Origin of the sequence: Dyadobacter sp. CY351, from assembly GCF_021502625.1 — a bacterium.
Taxonomy (GTDB): Bacteria; Bacteroidota; Bacteroidia; order Cytophagales; family Spirosomataceae; genus Dyadobacter; species Dyadobacter chenhuakuii.
The window spans coordinates 685,161-711,713 of sequence record NZ_JAKFFU010000003.1; the positions used below are offsets into that span (position 1 = coordinate 685,161).

The window sequence follows — 26,553 nt, forward strand, 5'->3', positions numbered from 1 at the left end:
TACAAAAAAGCAACGCTGCCGTGACGGGCGTTACAAAAAGGAAACACAGCGCATTTTAAATACACAAGACACTGATTTTCAGGCAAATACAAATGGATTCTTCACCATTAACATTCTGTTACCACAATGTTATCTTAATGTGAAGTCCCTAAATCGACTGAATGAAGGTTGAAATGTTGTCACCCTGCTGGATGTTCAACTTTTTGCGCAGGCGGTGCCGCATGACGCGGAGGCTGTCCTGGGAAACGCCGAGGAGTGTTGCAATGTCGGCGGAAGTGTGGTTCATCTTCATCAATGCGAGCACGCGCAGGTCGTTGGAGGTGAGCGAGTCCGATTGCTGTTGCAAGCGGTCGAAAAATGACTGGTGCACCTGCTCGAATATCGTCCTGAATTCTTCCCAATGCTGGTCGTCGCTCAGGCCAAGGCGGATCTGTTCGGCGAGTTGCCGGATCTGCTTTTTCTGGTCGCGCTTGTCTTCTTTGCCCAGCTCGTCGAGTTTTGTTTGCAGATCTTCCAGCAGCTGGTTTTTGCGGATGACATGCAGTGTATAGCTGCTGAGTTCCTTTGTCCTGATCTCCAGTTGCTGTGTCAGGTTTTCTTCCTGTAACTTTTTGTTTTGCAAATCCACTTCCATCAGCTGGTTTCGGGCTTCAAGGAATTGCTTGTGTTGTGCATGCAGCTTTTGCTCGTTCCTGAATTTGAGCCGCTGCCTGCTGATGACCAGCCCTGCAATGAGAATAACCAGCACCACCACAACACCAATAGCGACGGAGACCATCAGATCGGCTTTTCTGGCCTGTGTTAGTTGTTCAATCTCATTATCTTTTTGCTCAATGTCGTAGAGCGTTTGCAGCAGTGCGAGCTGCTTGTTGCTTTCCTGCGAATAGATTTTGGTTAAATACTCACGGCTTAATGCCAGGTAATAAAAGGCGCTGTCATTTTTGTTCAGGAAGTTGTATCCCTTTGCGATATCATTGTATGCGCCCGAAAGCTGGTAAAAATCATCCTTCCTGCGCGCCAGCTCCATCGCCTGAAAGCTGAAATGAAGCCCTTTCCGATACTGGCCCGTTTTGCGCAAAACATCACCCAGGTTATTCAGCACTTCAATCTGCGCCTGCTCATGTCCCTGCTGCCGGTTGATCTTGTAAGCCCGGTCAAAATTGGCATAAGCCGAATCATAACGTTCCTGATCTTCATAAATGCTTCCCAGGTTTTCATAGATCTTGGCGACTCCCTCCCGCATATTTTCCTGCTGATATGCTTCCAGGGCTTTGTTCTGAAAGTAAAAAGCACTGTCATAATCCTGCTTCTTTTCATATAAATGCCCTATCCGGCCGAAAATGTCCGCCCTGCCTGCCCCGCTTTTCAGTTCCTCATAATGGCCAAGCGCTTCGTCATATTGCTTTCGGGCAGTGGGTGATTGCCTGTTCCGGTAGTAAAGCTCGCCGAGCATAGCGAGGTTTTCTGCGAGCAGTTTCTTCTCGCCTTTGGCCCGGTAAATTTTATCTGCTTTGAGCAGATATTCCAGCGATTGCGGATAGTGACCGGAGAGAAAAAGAATGCGGCCGATCTGCTGCAGGTAAGCCGCCGCTGTAAGATCATTATTTTTAGCAATCGCCTGGTTATACTTTTCTTTTGTGACAACAAGCAGTGAGTCGGGCCTGGTGTATTCGCTGATGATCCTTTCACGGCTGCTTTCCGCATCTGCGAAAGGACTGCGGGATTGCGCGTGACCATACGCGGATATAAAAATAAAACAAAGGCAACACGCCCAACCTAACCAGACCTTCATTTGAGAGATTCTATTTCGGGCTTATCCATGCCTTAGTCCGGCTTTAAATTCTTGCTTGACCTTCATACAGTCGTTACAGATCGCCATCAACATTTTTTCAAAAATACAATTTGTTTTTCTGCTTGTCACAGATTTAACGATTCAATAACACCTGCTCTTCATTGAGGTCATACTGCAAGTGTAATTTGGCATCAACTAATTCAATGACGATGCCAGCTAATTGCAGAAACAAAAGATTTTTGAGCGTGTGGGGACTTTTCGTGCTTGTATTAACATGCAACAGCACCGAACGCACCAACGGGTCGACCGTGATTGACTTGCAGATGGGAAAGAACAGTTTCATGAAAAATGAAACCAGGGGACAGTTCTCAGCCATAAGCTACAACATTGCCGGTCTGCCAGCGATCATTTCCAGCGCAAAAACGCCCAGGGCTTCCAGCATTGAAGCCATTGGCAAGAAATTACAGGCTTTTGACATTGTGCATGTTCAGGAAGATTTTAATTATCATACCCAATTGTATGACGGCGATGATGTCCACAACTACCGTACCGAAACCAAAGGGGCTGTCCCGTTTGGCGATGGCCTGAACACGTTGTCGAAATTCCCTTTGAGCAATGTTGTCCGCGTGAACTGGGATGACTGCACCGGGGCCGATTGCCTGACTCCCAAGGGATTTTCCTACACCAGGATACAAGTAGCGCTGAATGTTTTCATTGATTTTTATAATGCTCATTCCAATGCTTACAATACGCAGCCTGCCGCTGCGGCACGTCGTGAAAATATCAAACAGCTTTCAAAATTTATCCGCGAACATTCGGCTGGTAATGCGGTTGTTCTGATGGGTGACTTAAACGGACGTTATGGTTTTTTCTATGACAACATTCAGATCCTGACAAAGGAAAACGACCTGCAAGATGCGTGGATCACACATAAGAACAGCGGGAAAATGCCGGATGCATCCAAAGTAATCCCCTTGGCCAACATCCTGAACCTGAGCGACAGCAGTGAAACGATTGACAAAATATTTTTCCGCAGCAGCGAAACGTTAGAACTCCGGGCGACCAGCTATTCTTTTTTGAACAATGATTTCAATAATGAAGAAGGCCTGCCCCTATCCGACCACCATCCCGTAAGCGCACAATTCTCGTGGCAAGTCAAAACCGGTGTAAAATATGGTTCCGATCATTTGGCAAAAGCGCTGTAATACGCTCTAACCATTTTATCCCAACTGTAATTTGCGGCTGTAAACTCCCGGAAAGCTTGCCTTTTCCCCTCGAACTTTCCGCTATCCGTGAGGATTTCATTGAGCTTTGTTGCCCAGGTATTTGCATCCTGACTTGGAAGCAAAAAGCCATTTTTACCCTCCTGGATGGCATCGGGAATGCCGTCCATGTCCGCTGCAAAGACCAGTGCTCCCGCGAGCGCTGCTTCAATGCACACCAACCCGAAACCTTCCATATCACCATTGATGTGGATATTCGGCATAATAAATGCTTCCGACGCTTGTAGTATCACTTTTTTATCCCCGGAAGGCAGGCGGCCCAGATGCTTTACGGATGTCGTGAAGTCAGGGTTGTTCAGCAGAGACCTGATTATTGCCGCATCGGACCCGAAGCCCAGGAAAAGCATGATCTGTTCCCGCAGCTTGCCGGGAACGAGCGATAATATGCGTTCAAAAAAGCCCGGACGGTTATCAAAAGGACCGATGAGTAACACAAAAAAGCGGGGATCCAGCCTGGGAACGACTTCCATGATAAACCAGGAGAAACCCTTGCGCTTCACCGCCCTGCCCACCGCAACCAGCAAATGCCTATTTGCGGGAATGGCATATCGTTCCAGCACTTGCTGACTGGTTTTTGAATGCTGAATTGCCTCTCCGCGCTCTTCATCCACACCATTATGGATAACGATGATCTTACGAGGATCAATTCCCAATGCAATTGCCTGATTTGCGGTGGCCCGGCTTACTGCGATGAAAAGGTCGAACCGGTTGAATTTCGGGAGGACGCGCTTTCTGTATATTTCACTTGGAAATACGACATCGAGTCCGTGCAATGTTACTGTGCGTTTCAGATGCTCGTAACCTTTGTGATGCAGGCAGCATGTTGCCAGAAGGGCATCATTGAAGTGGATAACGGTGATCCCGGAGTGCGCTTTGCAGATTCGCAGAATATTGCGCCGCAGCGTTAGGAAGAACATAAACCGGCTCCCTTTTCCTTCATATACAAGGCGGTGGACACGGCAGTAACCTTCCATCCCGGTGACCAGCTCGAAACTTTGTTTTTCCATTCCGCCAACCGCTGGGGGGAATTTGTGGCTGACAAACAGAATTTCCATAGTCAGGAGTAGAGGCGCTTTTTGTATATAAAAAACGAATAGAAAATGGCCCCTACCAGGATCCAGAACAGCTGACGAGCCCTGCGCAAAGCAGAAACGGAAAGCCACAGCGGAATGCTGCTGATTCCCAACAGTGACAACATGATCTTATTACCAAATTCTTCCACCCCCACCTGCCCAGGCACAAAAGCACCGGCTGCTTTGACCAAGATAACGCCCATATCCAGCAAAAGGCTGTCGGCGATCGTGACATTGTAGCCGAAGAGCTTTAACACAATATAAAATTCCAGCGAACCGACTACCCAATGCAGCGTGAACAGGACAAATGCAAATGCGAGTTGCCTGGGATATGAATGATAAAAATCAGCCAGCTCTGCGCGTAGGTTGGCGAGCCGGGATTTTATGCGTGCCAACTTTGGATTTTTGTCAGCATTTAAATTAAAACCATAAATTTTATACAAAATAAAAACCAGCAGCAGGCAGATGATAAGCACCAGCAGGACAGATTTATATGGTAACCACGCGGCCATCGGTAATGGGTTTTTAAGCGAGAACCATACTAATGCTAAAATCAGAAGGCATATCTGGCTTGCAACCATCAACAACCGGGAAATGACTACGGATGTTAAAACTTTGGTTTCGCTCACCGGGTAAGGCCTTAGTAGCACAATTTTGAGCATATCGCCTCCCGCAAAGCTTGCAGGGTTGAACAGGCCGACGGTTTCACAAACGTGCCGGATCATGAAAAGATCGGTTTTCGGGATGGATCCTTTCGCGTTGCCGAGGCAATACCACCAGCCCAATGTCCCCAGCGCATAAGCCACTGAGGTGCTGAGTAAGACCCAGCCAAAACCCGCTCCCACTTTTGCCAGAGCTGCCTGCACCTGATGCGGGTCGATGACTTTCAGATATTGCCAGAGCAACACCAGCATACTCACCAGAAGCAGCGCTTTAAGGATTTTTATGAGAAGCGGATGTAATTTCAAACTTTCAGGTTTTTCGTAAATGAGGTTGCCAGCTCATGCAGGTCATCAAAATAGGTCTTAGCCAGTGTTGTCCAGTTGAACGCTTTGCTATGATCTACCGCATTGGCAGACATACGCTGCTGCAATGTTGGGTTTTGAATGACCCGACGGATCTTTTCAGCATATGCATGGGCATCATCCGGGTCGCATTTGAAACCGTTTATGCCATCTTCGACTATATCTTTACTGCCACCGCCGTCTGCGATAACGGGCACCAAACCCGACGCCATCGCTTCCAGCACGACATTACCAAATGTTTCGGATATGGACGGAAAGATAAAAACAGAGGCCGATGCGTAAAGCACTGCTAATGCGTCATGGTCCTGTTTTCCGACGAAAATCGCGTCCGGCATTTTTCGCATGCAATCTTTTGCCGCCGTACCATCTCCTGCAATGATCCAATTGCAGGCAAAGCCCTGGGCTTTCAAAAGCGCATAGACAGCAATCAATGTTTCCAGATTTTTTTCCCAAACCAGCCGGCTCGCAAACAGGATCGTAGGAAGCGAATTGTTGGTAAGCCGTTCTAAATACCGCGGATCTTTTTTGTGCGGTGAAAATAGCGCCGTATCAATGCCACGCTGCCAGATCCTGAGATTCATGGCAGACATTCCGGTGGATACCAGCTCATCGGCCAGGCTTACAGACGGAACATACACACGGTCGCAGGCGTCGTAAAACCTGTTCTGGATTGTGGTAAGCCGATCTGCCACGGGTTTGACCAAAAATGGAACATAACTGAAATAGTAAGCCATGTAGCTCGGGAAGTGCGTGTGATAAATGCTGATGACAGGCAGTTGCCGCTCTTTGGCGTATGCGAGTGCAAAATGTCCGAGGATTGACGGCGTGGCAATGTGTACCACGTCCGGGTTGAAGTTTTCCAGCTGTATTGTGATTTCGTCAGCCGTCAAGGACGGGATGGCCAGCTTGTATTTGGGGTTCAGCGGGATGCTGAATGAGCGCGTTTTAATGCACTCGAACTGGTTGATCCGGTCCGGCCCGCTCCCGCATACGAACAAAAAATCGAAGCGACTGGCATCAATCCTGTCCAGCAGCTGGAACATAGTCCGCGACGCGCCATCAAAGTCGGGAATCAGGATTTCTGCAAAAAATACAACTTTAATTTTTTTCATGGGCGCTTCAAAGCAACGAAAATAACCCATCCGCAGCGCCCGAATATGACCCTAATGTTAAATATGAAATCGTGCAAAAAGCCAACGCATTGAGGTGCCTGGTCAGAACTCCTTTTCTCCAAATTCGCTGGCTGGCAGCTTGCCTTTTTTGGAGGTTTGGTTGAGGTTATAGCTCAGGTTTAAAAGAAAGATATCTGTCTCCTGAATGTAGTTGGTTGTTGTAAAAAAATCTTTCCCAAATGTGGTGATCCGTTGCCGGTTTGAGCCCAGGAGGCCAAGATCGACATTCTGCCATTGTAATGTTGCGGCCAGCTTGCCTTTCAGGAAGGTTTTTCTGGCGGATAAGTTGGGCAATGTCCGATGTGCTGCCTGCTTCAAGTCCCCAGGACGTTGCCAGGCCAGCATTGGTGTAAATGCGGTTGAGGATCGTATCATTATAGACACTGTTGACCCTATTAACCACATTCTTGATACGCTGATTATATGATCACATCACCCGTTTGCAGGTCCGTTTTTGTGTTATTATAAACGATATCGGCACGCCTCGACTGGGAACGAAACCCTGTATAAAAACCTACCGAAAATGCATCGCTCGAACGAGGCGTAAATGATACTGAGCCCCTTGCAGTGTAATTGTAGCGGATAAAACTCCGCTCCCCATCCGATGGAAACGAGGTGAATACCTGGCCGATTGTTGTATTTACATCGCCGGTTCGCTGCCCTGCGATATCGTTCCGGAGATAATTCCCGCTCAAACTGACATCCCATTTTTCGGAACGCGCATTGAATGTGACATCGCCGCCAAAACGGAGCGGATTGTGCAGGTTATCATAACGGTAAATGGCCGGAAGGCCTCCCTGCACATTGGCCGAAAACGGTGTAACATTTTCGAACTTAAAAGCGCCATTTTCAGAGGTTAGCAAGCCGGTTACCAATGTCGAGTCCGGGCTTTTGAAAAGTGCCACTGAGCAATATGCCAATGGTTGTTTGGTCTGCCGGTCGGCTACGCTGCCGGAGATGGTTTGCGCCTGTATACAGGCAATCGAAGTGAGTAAAATCAGTAAGGTAAAAGCAAAAACTTTCATGGTGAGTTAAAGGCACTTCCGTGGTTTTGCGGACGAGCAAAATTAACTCTACACCGGCGGTAGACTTTGTACATTCGCGCCGATTTCTGGTATATTCAAGAAATACCCTTCATTCTCTTAATCCTGAAAAGCTCACTCCCGTTCAGCTTATTTTTAATCGGCACTTCCATGATTGAAGAAATCTTTGCGCTAATCTAATATACCCGTCTCATTCTGATCTGGCTGGAAGAACTGATAACCAGCGGCACCTTTTCCACTTTCACCGAACTGTTGTCGAGACCAAACCACTGGGCTTCTGAATTGGTAATGCTCTTGATGGCGAAATAAAACTTCATAACAAACTCTTCATGCCATGGAAGATCATTTTCAACAGACAAGTAACGTTCAAGAACCACAAAACGGAAGTCACCCGTCACATTCTGGCGGTTGAGTGACTCATACCGGCTGGTAATGTCGACCTCGTTATTGCGCACCATATCTTGCACCACATCGCGCAAGAACATATTAATGCGCTGCTCGACCCGGAAACCCAGAATAAAATTGATTTTGATCACATCATCCTCGGCCCTCACATTAACGTGGTAATCCATGGTGTACGGTTCGTCGGTCGTCTCCACGTGCACAAACCAATAGATATCCGCCCGTTTAGGCCGCTTTTGAAATATTGAATAAATGATTTTGTTTTCGATCTGGTCGTCCGCAGCCGCATTGGACATAAACACCAGATGCGTGGCATACTTGGGAACACTGATGTCATTGCTAAGCTCTTTGAGCGCAGGGATATATTTGTCCAGATCCACGAATTCTGTCAGTCTGAGTTTAATCACATTCGCCCGCAGCCACATGGCCATCAGGTCTGCGATGACGATTGCCAGTACCAGGGAAACCCAGCCGCCATGCGGGAACTTCAAAAGATTGGCGGCAAGGAACGAGCCTTCGATAGCCAGGTAAACAACCATGAATGCGCCTACCCAGAGCTTTGCTATTTTATGTACAAAAAGATAGTACGAAAATAGCAAAGTAGTCATGATCATGGTGAGCGTGATGGCAAGCCCATATGCCGCTTCCATATGCGATGATTCTTTGAAATACAATACGATACCAATGCATCCCGCCCACAAAAGCCAGTTTACACTCGGCACATAAAGCTGTCCTTTCTGATCACTTGGATAAATCAGGCGGACTTTGGGCCATAGATTTAGCCGGATGGCTTCCGAAACCAAGGTGAACGAGCCGCTGATGAGCGCCTGGCTGGCTATAATGGTGGCCATCGTAGCGACGCAAATCCCTGGCAACAACCACCAGTCGGGCATGATCTCATAAAATGGCTTTCGTCCATTCAATGTCTCTCCAACGTGCATCGCCAGCCACGCACCTTGCCCGAAATAGTTGATAACCAGGCAAGTTTTAACGTAGATCCAGCTGATCCTGATGTTGCCCCGGCCACAATGTCCGAGATCAGAATATAATGCTTCGGCTCCGGTCGTACAAAGGAAAACGGACCCCAACAGCCAGAAACCTCCCGGATGGTTCGCCAAAAGCTGATAAGCATAATAAGGGTTGAATGCTTTGAAAATTTCGGGGTGGTAAAGCACCTGCGAAAGCCCGAGGACGAGCAGCATTAAAAACCAGACAAGCATCACCGGCCCAAATGCCCGCCCTACAATTGTGGTCCCAAAAACCTGAATGATGAACAACAATGTGAGAATCCCGATGACAATCGGAATGGTCTGAATATGCGGATACAGAATGCGAAGACCTTCCACGGCCGACGAAACCGAGATGGGCGGCGTGATAATCCCATCTGCCAGCAAAGTACTGGCCCCGATTATGGCTGGAATAGTGAGCCATTTTGCATTTTTCCGTACCAGGGCGTAAAGGGCTAATATGCCGCCTTCACCATTGTTATCGGCCCTCAGGATCAGAATCACATACTTTACAGTGGTTTGCAATGTCAATGTCCAGAAAATGCAGGACACCGAGCCGTAAACAACATCCAATGCAATGGCCTCACCGCCGATAATGGCCTGCATGGCATACAATGGGGAGGTTCCGATATCTCCAAAAATAATCCCTAACGCGACCAGCAGACCTGCTGCAGATGCCTTGTCACTATGTTTTAAACTCATTCTTGTTGTTAATTACTGCAATCACACAGACCTCGCCTTTATCAGGGCATATAAATTTGACAATATTAGGATATTTCGCATTCATCATGCTTTGCAGGATTACGATTCTTCGAAAAATTTTTAGTACAATCGATTCCACCAGGCAACCATTTGTGCTTCGGGATTCTTCGTACCAGGAGAACATTCGCAAGGGACAATGATTACGCTCACGCCGCGCGCCCATCCCGGCGAATCCCTCAAAGGCGGTGCCCGCTGCTAAGAATGAGAGGCAATGACGGTTAAGACGGTGATGTACAGCAATGTCTCCGAAACTTTAATATGGAATACATAATATTAGCTGTACTTTTCGTAATTCAATTATACTCAACCCTTTTTCATGAAAAAACTTTACTGCTTCGTTGCGTTTTTGCTGCCTTTTGCCTCATTTGCCCAGTGCCCTGCGGGTGATGTTGTTCTTACTACACAGGATGAAGTCAACTCCTTTCCCACCGATCATCCCGGATGCGTTACATTGCCGCAGAATCTGTCCATTATCGGCCAGGCCCTCACTCCTGACATTACTGACCTCTCTCCATTGGCCGTCATTACCGGTGTGGGCGGAGGAATTTACATCCAGACTGTCGAGGGATTAGCCACTCTGAACGGTCTTCAGAACATTACAGCAATCGGAAACGACCTTGAAATTTCTGAGAACCCGTTGCTGACAGATATAACAGGCCTTTCAGGGATTACAGATGTGCCGGGGAAATTGCTGGTGTCGGGAAATGGTGCCCTGCCAACATTGCTTGGCTTGCAAAACGTTACGGCTGTGGGCAATGATCTCGATATTTATGATAATGCGTCCTTAACCACGCTGAGCAGCCTTACCCTGACGTCCGTGGGCGACGACATGTACGTAGAAGACAACCCGCTGCTTACTGATTTGCAAGGATTGCAGAATATAGTAAACCTCGGCGACGAACTTAATATATTGAACAATGAGGCATTGGCGAGCATTCAGGCCCTTTCAGGCATCGCCGCTATTAAGGATGATATCTCAATAATTTCCAATCCCTTACTTACCAGCCTGGCCGGTATAGATCATTTAACAACATACGGCGGCGACCTGATCATCAGTGACAACGCGTCCATTGGAACTCTCCAGCAGCTTTCAAATGTAACAACGATCGGGGGCGAGCTTAGCATCAGCGAAATGCCGTTATTAACGGATCTGAACGGATTGCACAACCTTACATCTGTCGGGACGCTATACATTTACCAAAACGCTGCACTCACGACTTTAAGCGATCTGGCATTGTCCAGCGCCAACCTGGTTATCATCGAAGACAATGATTTAATTACTGATCTGTCCGGTCTGGATGGTATAACTGCCGTGTCGGAATTCCTGGCCATTGTGGATAACGACGCCCTGACGAGCTTGACCGGGCTTGCCGGGCTTACTGACATTGGTTCTTTAATCATTGCCAATAATAGCGCATTAACCAACATTCAGGCGTTGTCCCAACTTACTTCATTGACAATGCTGCAGATTATTACCAACAACGCGCTGACAGACCTGCAAGGACTGGAAAATGTTACCACAATTGACGGGCAGCTTCTGATTTTAGACAATAATGGATTAACCAGTTTGAGAGGTTTGGACGGCCTCACCACAGTTGACGGGATCGTTCCGGATGAGCCTGGTTTTATACTGTCTGGTAACGCCAATCTGACTGATATCAGTAACCTTTCGGCTTTTACAAGGATGAACAGCAGCTTACTGATCATAAATAACAGTTCACTGGCGTCCTTGTCGGGCTTAGACAACCTGGAATCTATCGGGCCGTATTCTACATTATGGATTGGTCAAAATCCATCATTAACAAGTCTGGCCGGCATTGGCAAGTTCCAAAGTGTAAATAATGTTGTTATCTCCGAAAATGAGGCACTGACGGACCTTTCGGGGCTTGAAACCTTAGGCTCCGTAACCGATGTGTTAAGCATTATAGGTAACAATGGCATGACTTCACTCAAAGGGTTAAATAATTTAACAACGATAGGTGGACATCTTTTGCTGGATTCCAACCCAGCACTTGAAAGTTTAAGCGATTTGAACAATCTCACTTTGCTGCAACAAATGCTCACCATTACCGACAACGTAAGCCTGGGCACCTGCGCGGTAGCCGGCATATGTGCTTACCTGAAAACCAGCAGTCCGGACGTTGTTACCATCTACGGAAATAACACCGGATGCGACTCACAGGAAGAAATTGAGACCGATTGCGCGAGCCTGCCGGTTACGCTGGTTGAGTTCAAGGCAGAGAAAAAGGAAAATGCTGTGCAAATCCGTTGGTCGACCAGCAGTGAAGTGAACAGCAGCTATTTTGAAATACAACACAGCCTTAACAGCGGCAAGTCCTGGGAAATAATTGGCAGAGTGCAGGCTAGCAAGGAAAGCTTTGAGGTTAAAAAATATGAGTTCCCCCATCTTAATCCTTCAAGTGGCGTAAATTTATATCGCCTGAGCATGGTAGATCAGGACGGAACTTTTGCGCTTAGTATGATCCGTAATGTTACATTTAACCAGGCGAATGGATTCTCGGTTTACCCGAACCCGGTTGCAGAGCAGCTAACAGTAGCGGCAAGCAAGGATACACCTGAGGGAAACCTACGAGTCTTCAACGCGGCAGGTAAAATGCTCTTTTCGAGAGATGTTAACTTCTCAGGGAAGCCTTATCAGTTTGAAACTTCGGCTCTGCCCGACGGACTTTACACGATCCAGGTTTCCAACGGCTCAGGAACGAAAGAAGTGAAAAAATTCATTAAACTAACCCGTTAAATCTTGCCGGACAGCGAGGGATCTGAAAACTCACAAATATGAAACAATCGTCATTATCCATAAGGCCCTTTATAGGGAGCAAAGACTTTGAAATATCCCGAAATTTCTATCGCGATATGGGCTTTGAAGAAGTGGTGATCTCACCGGATATGTCTCTTTTCAAAACAGACAATGTTGGCTTTTATCTGCAGGACGCGTTTGTCCGGGATTGGATCGACAACACAATGATATTCATGGAAGTAAAAAATGTGCAAAGCACGTGGGACGAGCTTGTTGCACTCGATCTTCCGGCAAAATACAGCGGCGTGCGGCTCACACCTATTCGTGTCGAGCATTGGGGCCGCGAGTGTTTTGTCCACGATCCGTCCGGAGTGTTATGGCATTTCGGGGAGTTCTTTGATAAAAAATAGCGGTGAATGCGCATTAATGATCCTGAGCCAGGACTTGTGCTTGCGGTTTGGGCAAACTGTTGTCATCCTCCGTTTTGAGAAAAGTAAACAGGATATCGTAGAGGTCACCCGGAACATAAGGCTTCGCGAGATATCCGGAAAATCCGTTGGACAATGCTTTGTCACGCTCATCTGTAAACGCAGAGGCTGTCAGGGCGATTATGGGTGTAGTGGCGCCTTGTGCACGGATAAGCTGGGTAGCTTCAAAACCATTCATTACCGGCATTTTAAGATCCATTAATACCAGATCATAATGTTGGTTGTTGAACCGCTCAACCGCTTCACAACCATTTTGGGCCTTATCGTATTGCAAGCCGATCTTTTTGAGCAGATTGGTGGCAAATAGTAGATTAACTGCATTGTCATCCACGACCAAAATCCGGGCATCGGGAATAGCGACCGTTACGCGCGCTGGCTTCTCCACCACCAGTTGCTGGTTGGAATAGTCGAATTCAATGTCAAAGGAAAAACACGACCCTAGCCCCTCCTCACTTTCTAATTTAATTTCACTGCCGAAAAGCCGTAAAAGCTCTCTCGTTATCGCCAGCCCGATCCCCGTTCCGCGGTTACCCCGCTTTGCTTCACTGCTACTTTGGACAAATATTTCAAAAATAGAAGACTGGTCTTCCGACGGAATGCCGACTCCCGAATCGCTGATCTCGAAGTGTAAGGATATCCGGGTTTCGTCCCTTTTTTGCTCCTTCACCGCCAGTTTTACAAATCCTTTCTCCGTGAATTTGACCGCATTATGAATCAGGTTGGTAAAAACCTGGTTGAGACGGACCTGGTCGCCGGTCAGCTGCGCAGGCAATGCTGGATCAATGTCAAAGATCAGGTTCAACCCCTTCTCCTGGGCCCGGGGTATGAATGTCTTTTCAAGATTTTTAAGCAAAATATACAAGTCGAACGGCTCCGTGGCAAGCTTGACATGATTGGAATTTATCTTATTGAAGTCAAGAACATCATTGACGACGGCCATCAGGTGATCGGACGAAAACTTCAACGTCCCGACCAATTCCCTCTGAAAATCCGTTCGCAAATCTTCCTGCAACATCAAGTGGATAACGCCTACAATCCCATTCAGCGGGGTCCTGATCTCGTGGCTCATAGTTGACAAGAAATCGGATTTGGCCTGCATTGCCTCCCTGGCGAGCTGGTTTTGCTTTTCGAGCTCCTTATTTTGTCTTTGTAAGCTGTTGAAATAAATAAACTCCCTATACTGCTTGTTATAGCGCATTTGCAATACCAATGGAAACACACTTTGTCCCAGAAAATAGAAAAATCCGCCCTCTTTCAGAAAGTGAACCAGCACATCCGCTCCTTTGATATAGAGCGCTAATGAGAAAAAAAGAATGGTGGCAACCGAGCTGATGAGTGCATAGCTGAACTTCCAGTGCAAAACCCAAATCGAGAATATCAGCTGCAACGTCAGGTTGATACTCAGGTCGTAATAATATAGAGTCTGAAAACGGGCGAGGATAAACGAATGAAAAATAATCAGCAGGATCCGGCTGTAAAAAGAAGCATGCTGACTATTTAGTTTCCCTCTGAAATGCAGGAAAATGATCCCTGCTACCAGGCCGCTGCAAGCCAGTTGTATCAGAAAAATAGACCGGTAATTGGGATTGCCATTCAGGTAGTAAAGAATGGACGTGGATGGATAGCAAACCAAAAAGGTCAAACAAAATATCCTGTTACCCCACAATGCCCTGGCCTCGAATGCCTCGTTCCAGAGGTTCGTTAAGCCATGCGGATCGCCCTTTATCACATTCTGAAAGATAGTTGCAGCCACTGTTTGTAAAACTAGATCTAAAACTTTGCAAAGTAGTTATTTGCAATTCATATTCCGCTTTGTAAGCACCGGAACCGCAAATAAATATTGCCCGCATCCTGACCTTTACGCTTTACATTCGTGAGGCTTTGCTACTGCTTAGTCAATCCCGACATGTAAAGATCAAAACCGCCTTTGCCGCCAGGCCTGTCGGAGGAAAAAATCATGAGGGGATAATTGAAATGCATTTGGGCTGGAAGAATGGGCCTGTATTCATTGTTGGCGCTATTTATTCGCTGACCTGCATTAACCGGCTCACTCCATTTTTCGCCATCAAGCTTCGCATAGTAAATATCAGATCCTCCAAAACCACCAGAGCGGTCCGACACAAAAACCATCATACCATCCTGAAAATACGGACATTTATCATCGCCAGGGCTTGAAAGCTCTTCTACCTTCCGCAATTTGTAAGATTCAGGGTGCAGCAAACTTTCCGGTGTAACCTGTTCACCTTCCTTTCTTGGTATACTTAGCTCGTAAATGTCGAAGTTACCATCCCGGTTGGAGCTGAAATAGATCTTGTCGCCTGCATATGAAAAGCTGGGATAACCATCGTCCTTTTTGGAATTTAAAATATCAAAGTTGAATGGCCCTGAGATTCCTTTATCGTCATTTAAAAAATATCTGATCTGCATATTCCCTTCCGAATCGTCTGCGTAGAAGAGGAAAAAATTTCTTTTCGTATAATCACTTTGAATGTCATATCCGAATTTCAATGTCTTTGGCCCGAACACATTGAAATTGCCATTTGCCCTATTAATCATGCCTTCAAGGGCACCTTTGTCCACAAAACTGTCATATTGAATGCCGCCCGGATTATATTTTTCCAGACCTAAACGTTTGTCATAGGTAAACTGCGCCGGAAAACTGACGAGGTTAAACACATTCTTCCTGTCCCGTTTAGAGGAAAATGTCAGGTAAGTATGTCCGGATTTATTATAGGGAAGATCGGAATTATAGTCGTCAAATTCAGAATTGAATTCGTCCAGACGAACTACATCATTCAAAAATTCACCATTCTTTCTGCTGCCCGGTTCGATCGGCCAGCAACTTTGCATCAACAAAACCAGGGCGATATATCTTTTCATATCAAAGTTTAATTGTTCCTTTAAAAGGTACAAAAAACACCCGAAAGGTTGTAACCGGACAAAAACTTATTTTACTTAATCTCACTATGGTTCCTTCGACGGAGCGTAGTAAAGCAATATCGCACCGCTGGCAAATGTCTGGGTTTTTGTCAATTTTAAAATAACCCCGTCGGCCAGTTCTTCAAAAAGAGGCAGCCCTTTTCGTGCAACAACCGGGTGGACCATCAGCTGGAATTCGTCTACGAGGCCTAGGTTCAGCAAGCCGATGATCAGGCTGCGGCTGCCAACCAGAATATCGCGGCCGTCTTCCTCCCGGAGCGCCAGCGCTTCGGTTTCCAGATCGCGGGCAGCGACTTTTGCGCTTTTCCAATCCACATGCTGCAATGTTCTGGAAAATACAACTTTGGGGATCGCATCCATTTGCAATGCAAAATCATCCATCGATTTTTCCCCGCTCGGATGTTCCGCCAGGTCCTTCCAGAATTCCATCAGCAGATAAGTTTTCCGCCCGTACAATGCAACACCGGCGCTTTTCAGAAGCTCTCCATAATGATCGTGCACTGCTTCATCCGGGGAAACCGCCGTATGGTCGCAAAAACCATCCAGCGTCATATTGATAGCGGCGATTATCTTTCTCATACCTAAGTAGATTTGGTTAGTAAAGATTGAACAGCAGCAAAATTACTAAACCAAAGATCCTGTAACTGTGGTCATTTCAAACATATTGAGGGGGTATTTGAGACAAGTTTACTTCACCTGTATTTTTGACCAGTAGGGCTTTGATTCGCTATTATTTACAAACAGGCCATGTGCATCGTAGCTGCCAGCGGGAAGATTTGCTGGAATTGTGTATTTGCCGACACCAATTTTCAACCCTGCTATCGACCAGGTAAAGATGATGAGTTCAGGATCAAGCTCCACGATTTTTTCACCGGATCTGAGACGTAAACGAGGGAGCATATCGACAGTGATCTGAGAATCGAAATAGCCATATGTGACGGGCGAGGCTTTGACGAAGAAAGACTCACCCCTACCCACAGATACAGGGTCCAGACTGCGCATGGTAGCAAGATAAATATTGCCTTTCCAGATGGATTCGATGGCGTTGGTTTCATGGAAAGACACATGATAGCTGGCATTTCCTATGAGCCTTTCTGCTTCATAAAATGACAGCAAATATGATCCTTCGGGCAGACTGGAAGGGATTTTATCAACAGATAAAAAATTACCATCCACGATCCGCGCCGCCGCGGTTAGCGGTTTATCCAGGAAATCATTGGAAAACCGCACAGAATATTGCTGTCCGGGCACAAAGTTGTCACCATACACTTTGATCGTATCCTTATAAAGGACTTGGTATTTGTAACTCGTGCTTGGGTAAACCACAGCTTTTCCCTTGATAAACTTCACGCCCTCGAAGACCACTGGTTTTTGTCCTTGAAGCATGATCTCAACATTCGTTAAATCTCCTGTTATCAAGTCCTTGCTCAAATTATCGTACAGCATTCCGCCCTGATCATTAAAGCTCGTTGTTATGGTCTGCCTGGTTTTTGTATTAAATATTTTAACCAAAGCACCAGGTTTGCCCGGAGCCGAAGGGATGCTGCCCACGTTTTTAAGATAGCGTAAGTTAAACTTTATATAGGACGGATAAACCTGGACCTCCTTATCCAGGAGCTCTATTTGGGGCGCTCCTGAAAACCTGAAATAAACTTGAATGGATAATCTTCTATTGCCTGCTTTGCGCCGTAGCTGAAATACCAGAGGTCCCGTCCCCTGATAGGCATAAAGAATCACATTCTCTGAACTTAACTTACCCAAACTGTCCTCCAAAGCAGTGCTCGATTTCAGCTCCAAACGAACTTCGGCCTTCTTATTATCATACCCATCTGGCAAATCTACCAGATAACTGTTAGTAGCCGTATCAAAACTTATGGTCTTGGCTCCCACAACATCAAAGTCTTTCAGGAATTCGGCTGCGGTCAATGCTCCCGTTGGCTCGGGTTCGGGCACCGGCGGATTCTCCACAAGATCGTTGCCCTTTTTACAGCCTGACAGAAAGGTGATTAATACAAAAAGAAAGTAAAATGTTTGCTTCATTCGGAAGGGATCGCTGCTAGTAACAAAGTAATCCTAAGTAACTTATTTTATACTTTAAATACAATTAATTAAGGGTTTTGTATTTAAAATGGATAAATTAAAGCGTCTGACTTCCATTTAACATTGCACGCTTTCCCTTATGACTTCCCTGATTGAGAAATTTATTGATCAAGCCAGTTACATTGCCATTTTTCTTCTCATGCTCCTGGAAAATGTTTTCCCGCCTTTGCCGTCGGAAATTATCCTGTCTATCAGCGGTATAACGGCAGCCCAGGGTGAAATGAATCCGTTCTTTGCCGTTCTTTCCGCTACATCAGGCTCACTGGCGGGAGCGGGGTTCTGGTATTGGGTTGGGAATAAAGTGGGGCATGACCGTTTGGAAAAGTGGGTTAGCCGAAATGGCATGTGGATCGGTCTTTCGGACGAATCGTATCAAAAAGCGCTTCGGTTTTTCGACAGGCACTCTACTGCGGCTGTTTTCTGGGGAAGAATGGTGCCGACGTTCCGAACCTTCATTTCCATTCCGGCAGGGCTCGTCAAAATGAAACTTACAAAGTTCCTGATCTACACCTTCATCGGCACGCTCACCTGGTCGTCGCTCGTCTTTTTCATAGCCTATTATTTTGGCAATAAATACCAAAGCGCTTTTGATACGGTCGGGAAAGTTTTCAATATCATCTTTGCCGGACTGCTGCTGTTTTATGTCGTAAAAGTTATCCGGAGCTGGGTTCAGAAGAGGCGCAAGTGAACCTATCCCAGGTATCCGGAAATAATTGCCATGAACTGATCAATTTTCGAAATACATCCAGTCTACATGGAAGAGCGGGCCTTTTTTATTTTCATTTTTAAAAACAAAAAACAGATCGTGAATGCCGCCAGACGCTTTAACGGGCATTTCTAACTCTTTCCAATCCGTTTTCGGATCAGCGACTTTTCCTTCCGGCACTGTTAAGCTGCCCAGCAGCAAACCGTCTTTCGAGCCTCGCCGCATTTCAATTGTGCCGCCAATGCCTTGTTCCTGAATACGGAACCGGATTTTTTTAATGTGATTAAGGTCAATGGCGTTGAAACGGGTGTACTTACCGTGCGTAATATGCGAGATGTAAGAAATGTATCCCGTGTTCTTGGTGGCAATCACCACATTCACATTGCCTTCATGGTAATCTTCCAGCTGAATCAGCGGATTTTTGAGCACAATGTGGCTGGCGGTTTTGAGCGACTCGATCCCTTTGGCACCTTTGTCTGCATATGAGGCCTGTAAAACGTAAGCGCCTTCACTTCCTTTTCCGATATGCTCCGTAAGCTTCATGTTATTCGAAAGGGGCGTTTTTTGAGATTCCTGCCCTATTGATAAAATATAGCCAGCAATTTCCTTCGCATTCGTTTCGGATAAATCCGCGTGCGGCGGCATCGGGTATGATCCCCAGTTACCGCTTCCGCCGGTAATGATCTTGCGGGCGAGAAGCGCATCAGCACCTTCCTTATCAGCGTATCTTTTAGCGATTTCCTTTAATGCCGGCCCGATTGATTTGGTTTCCGGCGTGTGACAGGCCTTACAGTCTAGCGAAGCGTACAATTTAGCGGTGCTGGCGTAACGGAGATCGGTTTCTCCGTCGGATGTCAGGGCGCCGGCGAGGTCTTTTCCGTAGGGCAGGTAATTAAAGCTTACTTTAACACGCTGCTGATCAACATTCCCGTCTTCCTTATCGCTCACTTTTACCTGGTAGTCAAATGCTGAATTATCCCAATAAAAGCTGCGGTTTGCCTTTGTCGCTATTGTCACGTCAGGCGGCGTATTGCCAACTTTGACCTGGGTCGTGCCTGTTCCTTTGCCGCCATTCTGGTCGGACACGGTTAATACCACATTGTAAGTTCCGGGCTTACTGAATGTGTGCCTCAGTTCTTTTGACGCAACAGTTTTGCTGCCGATTTTCCAGGCATAGGAAAGCTTGTCGCCGGTGTCAAAATCTTTCGAATCATTGGCCGACAGCGCAACAGTAAGCGGGGCCGCTCCTATTGTCTTATCAATTTTCAAAGAAGCAACCGGATTGCGGTTACCTTCCGAATATTCAACCCGGATGATGCCTGAATCGGTGTTTCTTGCAAACCAGTTGGTACCATATGCGAGCAGGTAAACGGCGCCGTCCGGAGCGATCTGCATGTCCATGGGTGCCACCACTTTCAGTTGAGGCAGGAAAGGCTCCATACTTACATAATTTCCCTCCTGATCCATTGTGACAGCCATTATCCATTTCCTGATCCAATCGTAGATAAATAGCTTGCCGCTGTAATAATCGGGCAATTTATATGGAGCATTGGGGTAAAGATCACTGTAATACACCGGCCCGGCCATGGCGCTCGCTCCTCCTTTTTCCACCAACGGCCACTTTTTGGAAGGACCTTTACCATACCATATGAATGCAGGCTGTGCGGCTGGCAGCTCTTTTACTCCCGTATTATTCGGCGAATCATTGATCGGGCGTTTCGGATCTTTTCCGGGGCCTTCTTTTTTTGTTTCAAAATCATAGTCCGGGAAAACCTCGTTATCACCCAGGAAATAGGGATATCCGAAAAAGCCCGGCTTGCGTGCCTGATTGATCTCGTCGTAGCTCAGCTTCCCTTCACTGGCCGGCACTTCGGTGTCCGGGCCCACATCTCCCCAATATACATACTTGGTTTTAGGGTCCACCGACATTCTGAATGGATTTCTTACCCCCATTGCAAAAATTTCGGGCTTGCCGAGTGAACCGTTTTTCGGAAACAAATTGCCGTCAGGAATACTGTAAGTTCCGTCTGCTTCCGGCTTGATGCGCAATATTTTTCCACGAAAATCATTGCTGTTAGCCGTCGATGCCTGATCGTCGGCCAGTTCTCTTCCCGGCCTTTCATCGATCGGGTTATGCCCTTCTATTTCTTCTGCATTGGTATTATCCCCTATTGACAAATACAAAAGCCCAGCAGCATCGAATGTGAGATAACCGGCTGAATGACAGCAATACTGCCGCTGGGTCGGCACTTCCAGCAACACCTTTTTAGATTCCTGTATCAACTTACGGTCTTTCAGTTCAAAACGCGTTAACTGACTGACGTGCCTATCGCCGCCTACGCCGTAGTAGAAATATATCCAGTTGTTATTCTTAAAATCAGGGTCCGCCGCTACACCTAGCAAACCATCCTCAATGCCGCTGAAAACATTAAACTGAGAGATCGTCGAGAGTTCTCTGGTCTTGTTATCAAAGTAACGGACAGCACCTTTTCTTTCCGCAACTACAATGTCATAATTAGGCAAAATGGCCATTTCCATCGGCTCGTCTAAGCCCGAAACAACCGTCGTATAGGTAAACCGGCTCGAATCCGGTCCATTTACCGGAACGGATGGTCCGGCATCAACAACCCTGAACAACGGTTTTTCTTTCCTGGAAACAGAGGCAATGCTTAACAGGCCAATCGACAGCAGCCCGCTCAAATACAAGATTTTTTTCACTTGAAACATATTAGGTATGTAACTGATGAGTCCGATACGCTGGACTAATGTACGAATTCAGGCATACAGACTTGCCACATTTTAGCATGGCAAGTCTGTAATTTCTAATAATTTGGATTTTGCGTGATAGAACCGCCTGACCTGTCTATCTCGATTTGCGGAACAGGAAAAATCTCGTTTTTGCCTGCTGTGAAATTTCCGCCTTTGCCATTTGACCCAGGTTTCAGCGCATAGGATTTCATGGTTGGCACCAGCGTATTCCAGCGGATAAGGTCAAACAGGCGATGGTATTCCATAGCGAGCTCCACGCGGCGTTCGTGGCGGACTGCCTTGCGCAGATCGTCGGTTGCTTTCACATCCGGCAAAGCCTTTGCTGCAATGCTGGTAACCCTTGACACGGCTTCCACGTCTTTTCTCATGCTGCCAGAAGCACGCTTGCGAACCTGGTTGATATAGTCTGCGGCTTCGGCTTTGCTGCCTCCGCTTTCAATCAACGCTTCTGCGTACATGAGGAGCACATCGGCATAGCGGATCGGGTGGTAAGTCCAGGCATCATTTCCCCAACCCTGGCCACGCCGGATCTCCGGAAGATACACTTTCCTGTTGTGGTAACCTGTGTTAGGATAGGTTGAAAAATCCAGGACTTCTTTCGTTCCGTTTACTTTTGGAAATACATCGCCCGGCTGGATTACGGTGAAGAGTAAACGCGGATCACCCGGTTCAAATTCTTTTACCAGGTCCTGCGTAGGCATATCGAAGCCCCAGCCGCCGGTTGCTCCGCGAGGCGAACAATATACGGGTGTTGTGCTTCCGTTGATGGGTATGGCAGGATCATCTCCCATTAAAATGGAAAACACGGCTTCCTTGGTCTTGTAACCATGTTCAAGAAAAATTTCCTGGAATTGTGGATGCAATGCGAATGCTTTGGAGTCGATCACTTTCTTGGCTGCATCGCGGGCTTTTGCATATAATGCAGTGTCGTCTTTCGCGAAAAACAAATAACTGCGCGCCAGCAACGCGAGCGCAGCTTCCTTCGTCGCTCTACCGATCTCACCTGGCTGAATGCTCGTGGCAGAGAGCATGGCAGGGTCACTGCTAATTGCCAGCAGCTCCGATTCGATAAATGCAAATATCTCTTTGCTCGACGCACGGTTCAGCTTTGTGCGGTCATCCACTGTAAGCGTTTTTGTCACCAAAGGCACGCCCCCGAAAACTTCGGCAAGCTCGAAGTAAAACATCGCTCTCAAAAAGCGGATTTCGTCCAGGTAGCGGTTTTTCAGGGTCTCATCCAGCGGCGCTCCGCTCGCATCGATCAGATCCGCTTCGGGCAATTTTTCCAGTGCAACATTGCAGTTACCGATGGCATTGTAACGTGCTGTCCAGTAGCCTGTAAGCGTTTCATTGGATGCGATCGCGCGGCCGAAGCCCAGGTCGGTTACGAACGGACGGTCACCGGCATCCGAGCCGCCTTTGTCGCTGTCGTCGGTGGTCATATTCCCCAGTTCTGCGCGTGCAGCCTCGTAACCCCAGAAATCGTAAAATCCGCGGTAACACGTTATCAGTGATTTGAAACCTGCATCGGGTGATTTGTAAAATGTTTCGTCGGTCAGGTTGCCCGGAGGCGTGCGGTCTAAGAACTCATCGGAGCAGGATGTGCCGGTCATTACCAGGCACCAAACAAGCATAATGAATGATAATTTTTTCATATTTCTATTCCTGTTTAAGAATATATTCGAGAGTGATCTATTTAAAATTTCGCATTGATACCAAACATCCAGGTGCGAGCCTGTGGGAAATATCCCTGGTCGATACCCATTAACTTGGGGTCTGTCGATCCCATTTCAGGATCAAGTCCGCTGTATTTGGTAATGGTAAAAAGGTTTTGAGCGCCTACATACAACCTCACCTGCTTGGTCTTAACCTTTTGTAAAAGCCCTGCCGGAAGGCTGTAACCCAGCTGTAAGTTTTTCATCCGCATGTAAGATCCGTCTTCCACAAAATAAGAGGACACATTTGTGTTAAGACCTGCATTCTGCGAAATCTTATAGTATTCATTGGTGCTACCCGGGCCATTCCACGCTTTTTCAAGAAAGCCTTCGGGAGCATTGTACCAGCCTGTTCCAGCCTCGGTGTCGTAACGCAGAATGTTCATGACGTCGTTTCCCTGCGAGCCCTGGATGAATGCACTCAGGTCGAATCCTTTGTAAGCTGCATTCAGCGTAAATCCATAGATGAAATCCGGCCATGGGTTCCCGATTTTGGTGCGGTCGTCTGCATTGAGGATATTGTCACCATTAATGTTGCGGAAACGGATGTCGCCGGGCGAAGAAAGCCCTTTTTGCGGACTTGCATTTACCTCGTCCTGTGTCTGGAAAATCCCGTCTGTCAGCCAGCCCAGGTAATAACCCACTGGCATGCCCTCTTCTGTTTTGCTGATCGTTTCACCCAGGTGGGCTGTGGAATAGATCGGCTCTCCGCCGCCCAGTGTCGTTACTTTGTTGGTAAAAGTCGAGAAAGTTGCCTTAATGCCATACTGGAAATCACCAACAGCATTGTCGTATCCAACTGCAAATTCCCAGCCTTTATTCACCATCTTTCCTGCATTTGACCAGGGCGAGTTGGGATATCCCAGCGTGGTCGGCAATGGGACGATAAGGAGCATGTTGTCGATTGCCTTATTGAAATAATCAGCAGTGAAATTGATTTTACCATCAAGAAATGCAAGATCAAGACCCAGGTCAGTCTGCGTAGAGGTTTCCCACTGCAGCATAGCATTCCCTATGCTGCTCCGGCCTGCACCCAGGTAAGCGGTTGTATTGTTACCAAAGAGATAGCGGCCGTTGTTTCCATATGTCGAAAGATAGGCGCCGTTAGAAACATTCTGATTTCCAATCATACCATAGCTCGCCCGCAGCTTTCCGCTCGTCAGCCATTTCGGAGCGGCGTCTTTGATAAAGCTCTCCTGCGTGAAATTCCATGCGGCGGAAACGGAAGGGAAAGTCCCCCAGCGGTAATCTTTCGCAAAGCGTGAAGTTCCGTCACGGCGTACATTGGCGGTCACAACGTAACGACCTCCATATGAATAGCTGATCCTTCCGAAGAATGAATTCAGCGCATTGGAATACGTGTAACCTGAGGCAGCCGGATTGATCGTGGCGGAGTTGATGATTCGCATATCCGGGTCGTTGTTAACCACGCCTTGCTTGGAAGCACCGTATTCGAGTCCTTTTGTCTGCTCTGCGGATGTACCCACCAGCGCATTAACCCGGTGCTGTCCCCATATCTGATCAAAAGCCAGCGTATTTTCCCAGACAAAGTAATTGGACCAATACGAATAATTGCTCACCGTATTGTATGTGCTGTAATCATATCCGTTGAGATAATACTGCGGCGTAAATCCGTTCGACAACGCACGGTTAATGTCCAGGCCGAAATTACTCCTGAATTTGAGCGGCTCGATAATTTTCACTTCCAGATTCGCGCCGCCTTTCAGACTGATCCCTTCCCAGATACTCTGACGCATTCTTTCGATCTGACCAACCGGGTTGGGCTTGTTTGAATAAAGTACACCTGCATATTTTGAAAAAGGATTGCTCGCATCGTAATTCTGCATGATCGTCTGGTAAAAAGCAGGGACATTGGTGAGGTTATCCCTGTAAACAGGCGTGATCGGATCGGCGGTCATGGCGCTGAAAATGGTCCCTGAAAAAGGATTATTCTCATCAATGTTCCGGCGGCTTTCGTACACAACAGCAATGTTGCTTCCCAGCCGTACGCGTTCATTGATATCAGCATTCACATTGTTTCGCCACGAAATACGGCGGTAGTCGGAGCCGCGCACAATGCCTTTTTGATCCATATAACCAACCGATGAGGCAAAATCCACTTTCCTGCTTCCGCCCGATACCGTAATGTTATAGCTCTGCACCGGCGCGTTTTTCTGCGTGATGTATTTCCACCAGTCGGTGCCTTCCGGGCCCGTGTTGGCGCGCACAAATGCCAAAGCCTCGTCTTTCATCGCAGGGGAAATCGGAAGATTTACACCCACGGCCTCAGCAGCGCGGTTTTTGTATGTGATAAACTCCTCTGCATTAAGCATCTGGGGACGCTTCCAGGGCGATTGCAGCCCGTAATAGCTGTCAAAAGAAACATTAACAGATTCGGATTTGCTGCCTCTTTTGGTCGTGATTATCACCAGGCCATTGGATGCACGAGATCCGTAAATAGCAGCAGCAGAAGCATCCTTGTGAATGTCCATCGTCTCGATGTCATTGGGATTAAGCCAGCCGATCCCGCTTTGCGGAAGGCCGTCGACGATGTACAAGGGCTCATTTGAATTATTGATCGAACCGATTCCGCGGATCCTCACCACGCCGGCAGACCCCGGACTACCGCTGCTTTGCGTCACCATAACCCCGGCTGCTTTTCCCTGCAATGCATCGGATGCGGTGCGAAGGGGCATATTCTGGATTTCGCTTCCGCCTACCGATGACACCGCGCCGGTAATATCTTTTTTGGAAACAGACCCGTAACCCACCACAACCACTTCCGAAAGTGCTTTCGAATCCGCCGACAGCTTCATATCCATGACTGATCTGCCTTCCACGGGAAGTTCAGAGGAAAGGTAGCCGATGAAAGAAAATACAAGCGTTCCGTCCTCAGGAACATTGGACAGCGTGTAATGACCTGTGTTATCGGTCGTTGTGCCGTTGCTTGTATTCTTGATAATGATGCTCGCTCCCGGCAATGGCTCGCCTGTGACCGCATCAGCAACAACGCCCGACACTGTCAATGCTGCCAAATCGGCTCTGGTACCGCGTGCGGAAGCCAGTGCATTGGATTGGGAATGCTGAATGCGTGAAGTCTTCTGATCCTTTTCCGATTGCTGCCCTTCCCTGTCTTCAATTTCTTCTTTGGTGTAAATTACATAGAAGTTGTCTCTCAACTTCCGGAAGGCCAGCTTGTTCGGTTCCAGAATCCTTTTCAGGTAAGATTCGAGGGATGAAGCTTTTCCCGAGTCCTTAATTGTAATACCGGCTACGTACCCGGAATTGTACAGAAAAGAAACATTGAATTGCTTTTCCAGGTCCCTCAGTTTACTTTCCAGCGTGACGGCTTGCTCCGTGTTACTTTTTGGAGCATTGACATTGTCCACCCGCGAGAGCGCAACGGACTGCGCGGTTACCTGCGCCAGGAAGCAATTGCAAAGCGCAAAAAGTTTGAGTGTAATAATTAATCGTTTCATAGGCAAAGGCTGTAAAAGGGTTTGTTTTAAGTAAGGAAT

The 26,553-nt window shown here is 47.3% G+C and carries 18 protein-coding genes; 4 read left to right on the forward strand and 14 right to left on the reverse strand.

What is annotated here, in order from left to right; all coding sequences use genetic code 11:
• Positions 1 to 148: 148 nt before the first annotated feature.
• Positions 149 to 1,792 carry a tetratricopeptide repeat protein gene (locus L0660_RS08305; RefSeq protein ID WP_235159063.1) on the reverse strand — a complete coding sequence of 548 codons (1,644 nt, stop codon included), beginning with the start codon at positions 1,790 to 1,792 and terminating at the stop codon, positions 149 to 151.
• Positions 1,793 to 2,001: 209 nt separating this feature from the next.
• On the opposite strand from L0660_RS08305, the gene L0660_RS08310 reads away from it, so the two are divergent.
• The gene (locus L0660_RS08310) at positions 2,002 to 2,997 is read left to right on the forward strand and encodes an endonuclease (protein ID WP_235159064.1); all 996 of its coding nucleotides are present in this window, start codon (positions 2,002 to 2,004) and stop codon (positions 2,995 to 2,997) included.
• Here the strand turns inward: L0660_RS08310 and L0660_RS08315 are convergent.
• The 6 genes from L0660_RS08315 to L0660_RS08340 form a co-directional block, all read right to left on the reverse strand.
• Entirely contained in the window at positions 2,976 to 4,082 is a 1,107-nt protein-coding gene (locus L0660_RS08315; protein ID WP_235159065.1) for a glycosyltransferase family 4 protein, read from the reverse strand. The genes L0660_RS08310 and L0660_RS08315 overlap by 22 nt on opposite strands.
• 50 nt (positions 4,083 to 4,132) lie before the next feature.
• Positions 4,133 to 5,116 (reverse strand): lysylphosphatidylglycerol synthase transmembrane domain-containing protein, encoded by a 984-nt coding sequence (locus tag L0660_RS08320; RefSeq protein ID WP_235159066.1) that lies wholly within the window; start codon positions 5,114 to 5,116, stop codon positions 4,133 to 4,135.
• Positions 5,113 to 6,285, reverse strand: coding sequence for a glycosyltransferase family 1 protein (locus L0660_RS08325; RefSeq protein ID WP_235159067.1), 1,173 nt, complete (start codon positions 6,283 to 6,285; stop codon positions 5,113 to 5,115). The genes L0660_RS08320 and L0660_RS08325 overlap by 4 nt, the downstream gene beginning before the upstream one ends.
• Before the next feature lie 102 nt (positions 6,286 to 6,387).
• Positions 6,388 to 6,720, reverse strand: a complete 333-nt coding sequence (locus tag L0660_RS08330; protein ID WP_235159068.1) for an outer membrane beta-barrel protein — start codon at positions 6,718 to 6,720, stop codon at positions 6,388 to 6,390.
• Between the two features lie 44 nt (positions 6,721 to 6,764).
• Positions 6,765 to 7,370: a hypothetical protein gene (locus L0660_RS08335; protein ID WP_235159069.1), complete on the reverse strand. Its 606-nt coding sequence runs from the start codon at positions 7,368 to 7,370 to the stop codon at positions 6,765 to 6,767.
• Between the two features lie 194 nt (positions 7,371 to 7,564).
• A complete protein-coding gene (locus tag L0660_RS08340) occupies positions 7,565 to 9,499 on the reverse strand; it encodes a KUP/HAK/KT family potassium transporter (protein WP_235159070.1) in 1,935 nt (644 codons plus the stop codon).
• Between the two features lie 376 nt (positions 9,500 to 9,875).
• Here L0660_RS08340 and L0660_RS08345 point away from each other — a divergent pair, with 376 nt between their 5' ends.
• Both L0660_RS08345 and L0660_RS08350 read left to right on the forward strand, forming a co-directional pair.
• Positions 9,876 to 12,317 carry a T9SS type A sorting domain-containing protein gene (locus L0660_RS08345; RefSeq protein WP_235159071.1) on the forward strand — a complete coding sequence of 814 codons (2,442 nt, stop codon included), beginning with the start codon at positions 9,876 to 9,878 and terminating at the stop codon, positions 12,315 to 12,317.
• A 38-nt stretch (positions 12,318 to 12,355) separates the two neighbouring features.
• Positions 12,356 to 12,727 carry a glyoxalase gene (locus tag L0660_RS08350; RefSeq protein ID WP_235159072.1) on the forward strand — a complete coding sequence of 124 codons (372 nt, stop codon included), beginning with the start codon at positions 12,356 to 12,358 and terminating at the stop codon, positions 12,725 to 12,727.
• A gap of 13 nt (positions 12,728 to 12,740) precedes the next feature.
• On the opposite strand, the gene L0660_RS26215 is transcribed toward L0660_RS08350, so the two are convergent.
• The 4 genes from L0660_RS26215 to L0660_RS08370 all read right to left on the reverse strand — a co-directional run bounded on the left by L0660_RS26215 (position 12,741) and on the right by L0660_RS08370 (position 17,785).
• Positions 12,741 to 14,558, reverse strand: a complete 1,818-nt coding sequence (locus tag L0660_RS26215) for a response regulator (protein ID WP_235159073.1) — start codon at positions 14,556 to 14,558, stop codon at positions 12,741 to 12,743.
• A gap of 131 nt (positions 14,559 to 14,689) precedes the next feature.
• On the reverse strand, positions 14,690 to 15,685 hold the full coding sequence (locus L0660_RS08360; protein WP_235159074.1) for a hypothetical protein: 996 nt from the start codon (positions 15,683 to 15,685) through the stop codon (positions 14,690 to 14,692).
• Between the two features lie 84 nt (positions 15,686 to 15,769).
• Positions 15,770 to 16,324, reverse strand: a complete 555-nt coding sequence (locus tag L0660_RS08365) for a dihydrofolate reductase family protein (RefSeq protein WP_235159075.1) — start codon at positions 16,322 to 16,324, stop codon at positions 15,770 to 15,772.
• A gap of 108 nt (positions 16,325 to 16,432) precedes the next feature.
• A complete protein-coding gene (locus L0660_RS08370; RefSeq protein WP_235159076.1) occupies positions 16,433 to 17,785 on the reverse strand; it encodes a hypothetical protein in 1,353 nt (450 codons plus the stop codon).
• Between the two features lie 139 nt (positions 17,786 to 17,924).
• Here L0660_RS08370 and L0660_RS08375 point away from each other — a divergent pair, with 139 nt between their 5' ends.
• Positions 17,925 to 18,533 carry a DedA family protein gene (locus L0660_RS08375; RefSeq protein ID WP_235159077.1) on the forward strand — a complete coding sequence of 203 codons (609 nt, stop codon included), beginning with the start codon at positions 17,925 to 17,927 and terminating at the stop codon, positions 18,531 to 18,533.
• Between the two features lie 39 nt (positions 18,534 to 18,572).
• On the opposite strand, the gene L0660_RS08380 is transcribed toward L0660_RS08375, so the two are convergent.
• From L0660_RS08380 to L0660_RS08390, 3 genes are all read right to left on the reverse strand, one after another.
• Positions 18,573 to 21,269, reverse strand: coding sequence for a PQQ-dependent sugar dehydrogenase (locus L0660_RS08380; RefSeq protein WP_235159078.1), 2,697 nt, complete (start codon positions 21,267 to 21,269; stop codon positions 18,573 to 18,575).
• 104 nt (positions 21,270 to 21,373) lie between these two features.
• Entirely contained in the window at positions 21,374 to 22,975 is a 1,602-nt protein-coding gene (locus L0660_RS08385) for a RagB/SusD family nutrient uptake outer membrane protein (RefSeq protein WP_235159079.1), read from the reverse strand.
• A 41-nt stretch (positions 22,976 to 23,016) separates the two neighbouring features.
• A complete protein-coding gene (locus L0660_RS08390) occupies positions 23,017 to 26,514 on the reverse strand; it encodes a TonB-dependent receptor (protein ID WP_235159080.1) in 3,498 nt (1,165 codons plus the stop codon).
• Positions 26,515 to 26,553: the final 39 nt, after the last annotated feature.

Bases quoted from the DNA above. Each gene is read 5' to 3' on its own strand.
- L0660_RS08305 (WP_235159063.1), bottom strand. From the start codon at position 1,792: ATGAAGGTCTGGTTAGGTTGGGCGTGTTGCCTTTGTTTTATTTTTATA.
- L0660_RS08310 (WP_235159064.1), top strand. From the start codon at position 2,002: ATGCCAGCTAATTGCAGAAACAAAAGATTTTTGAGCGTGTGGGGACTT.
- L0660_RS08315 (WP_235159065.1), bottom strand. From the start codon at position 4,082: ATGGAAAAACAAAGTTTCGAGCTGGTCACCGGGATGGAAGGTTACTGC.
- L0660_RS08325 (WP_235159067.1), bottom strand. From the start codon at position 6,285: ATGAAAAAAATTAAAGTTGTATTTTTTGCAGAAATCCTGATTCCCGAC.
- L0660_RS08330 (WP_235159068.1), bottom strand. From the start codon at position 6,720: ATGATACGATCCTCAACCGCATTTACACCAATGCTGGCCTGGCAACGT.
- L0660_RS08335 (WP_235159069.1), bottom strand. From the start codon at position 7,370: ATGAAAGTTTTTGCTTTTACCTTACTGATTTTACTCACTTCGATTGCC.
- L0660_RS08340 (WP_235159070.1), bottom strand. From the start codon at position 9,499: ATGAGTTTAAAACATAGTGACAAGGCATCTGCAGCAGGTCTGCTGGTC.
- L0660_RS08345 (WP_235159071.1), top strand. From the start codon at position 9,876: ATGAAAAAACTTTACTGCTTCGTTGCGTTTTTGCTGCCTTTTGCCTCA.
- L0660_RS08350 (WP_235159072.1), top strand. From the start codon at position 12,356: ATGAAACAATCGTCATTATCCATAAGGCCCTTTATAGGGAGCAAAGAC.
- L0660_RS08360 (WP_235159074.1), bottom strand. From the start codon at position 15,685: ATGAAAAGATATATCGCCCTGGTTTTGTTGATGCAAAGTTGCTGGCCG.
- L0660_RS08365 (WP_235159075.1), bottom strand. From the start codon at position 16,324: ATGAGAAAGATAATCGCCGCTATCAATATGACGCTGGATGGTTTTTGC.
- L0660_RS08370 (WP_235159076.1), bottom strand. From the start codon at position 17,785: ATGAAGCAAACATTTTACTTTCTTTTTGTATTAATCACCTTTCTGTCA.
- L0660_RS08375 (WP_235159077.1), top strand. From the start codon at position 17,925: ATGACTTCCCTGATTGAGAAATTTATTGATCAAGCCAGTTACATTGCC.
- L0660_RS08385 (WP_235159079.1), bottom strand. From the start codon at position 22,975: ATGAAAAAATTATCATTCATTATGCTTGTTTGGTGCCTGGTAATGACC.
- L0660_RS08390 (WP_235159080.1), bottom strand. From the start codon at position 26,514: ATGAAACGATTAATTATTACACTCAAACTTTTTGCGCTTTGCAATTGC.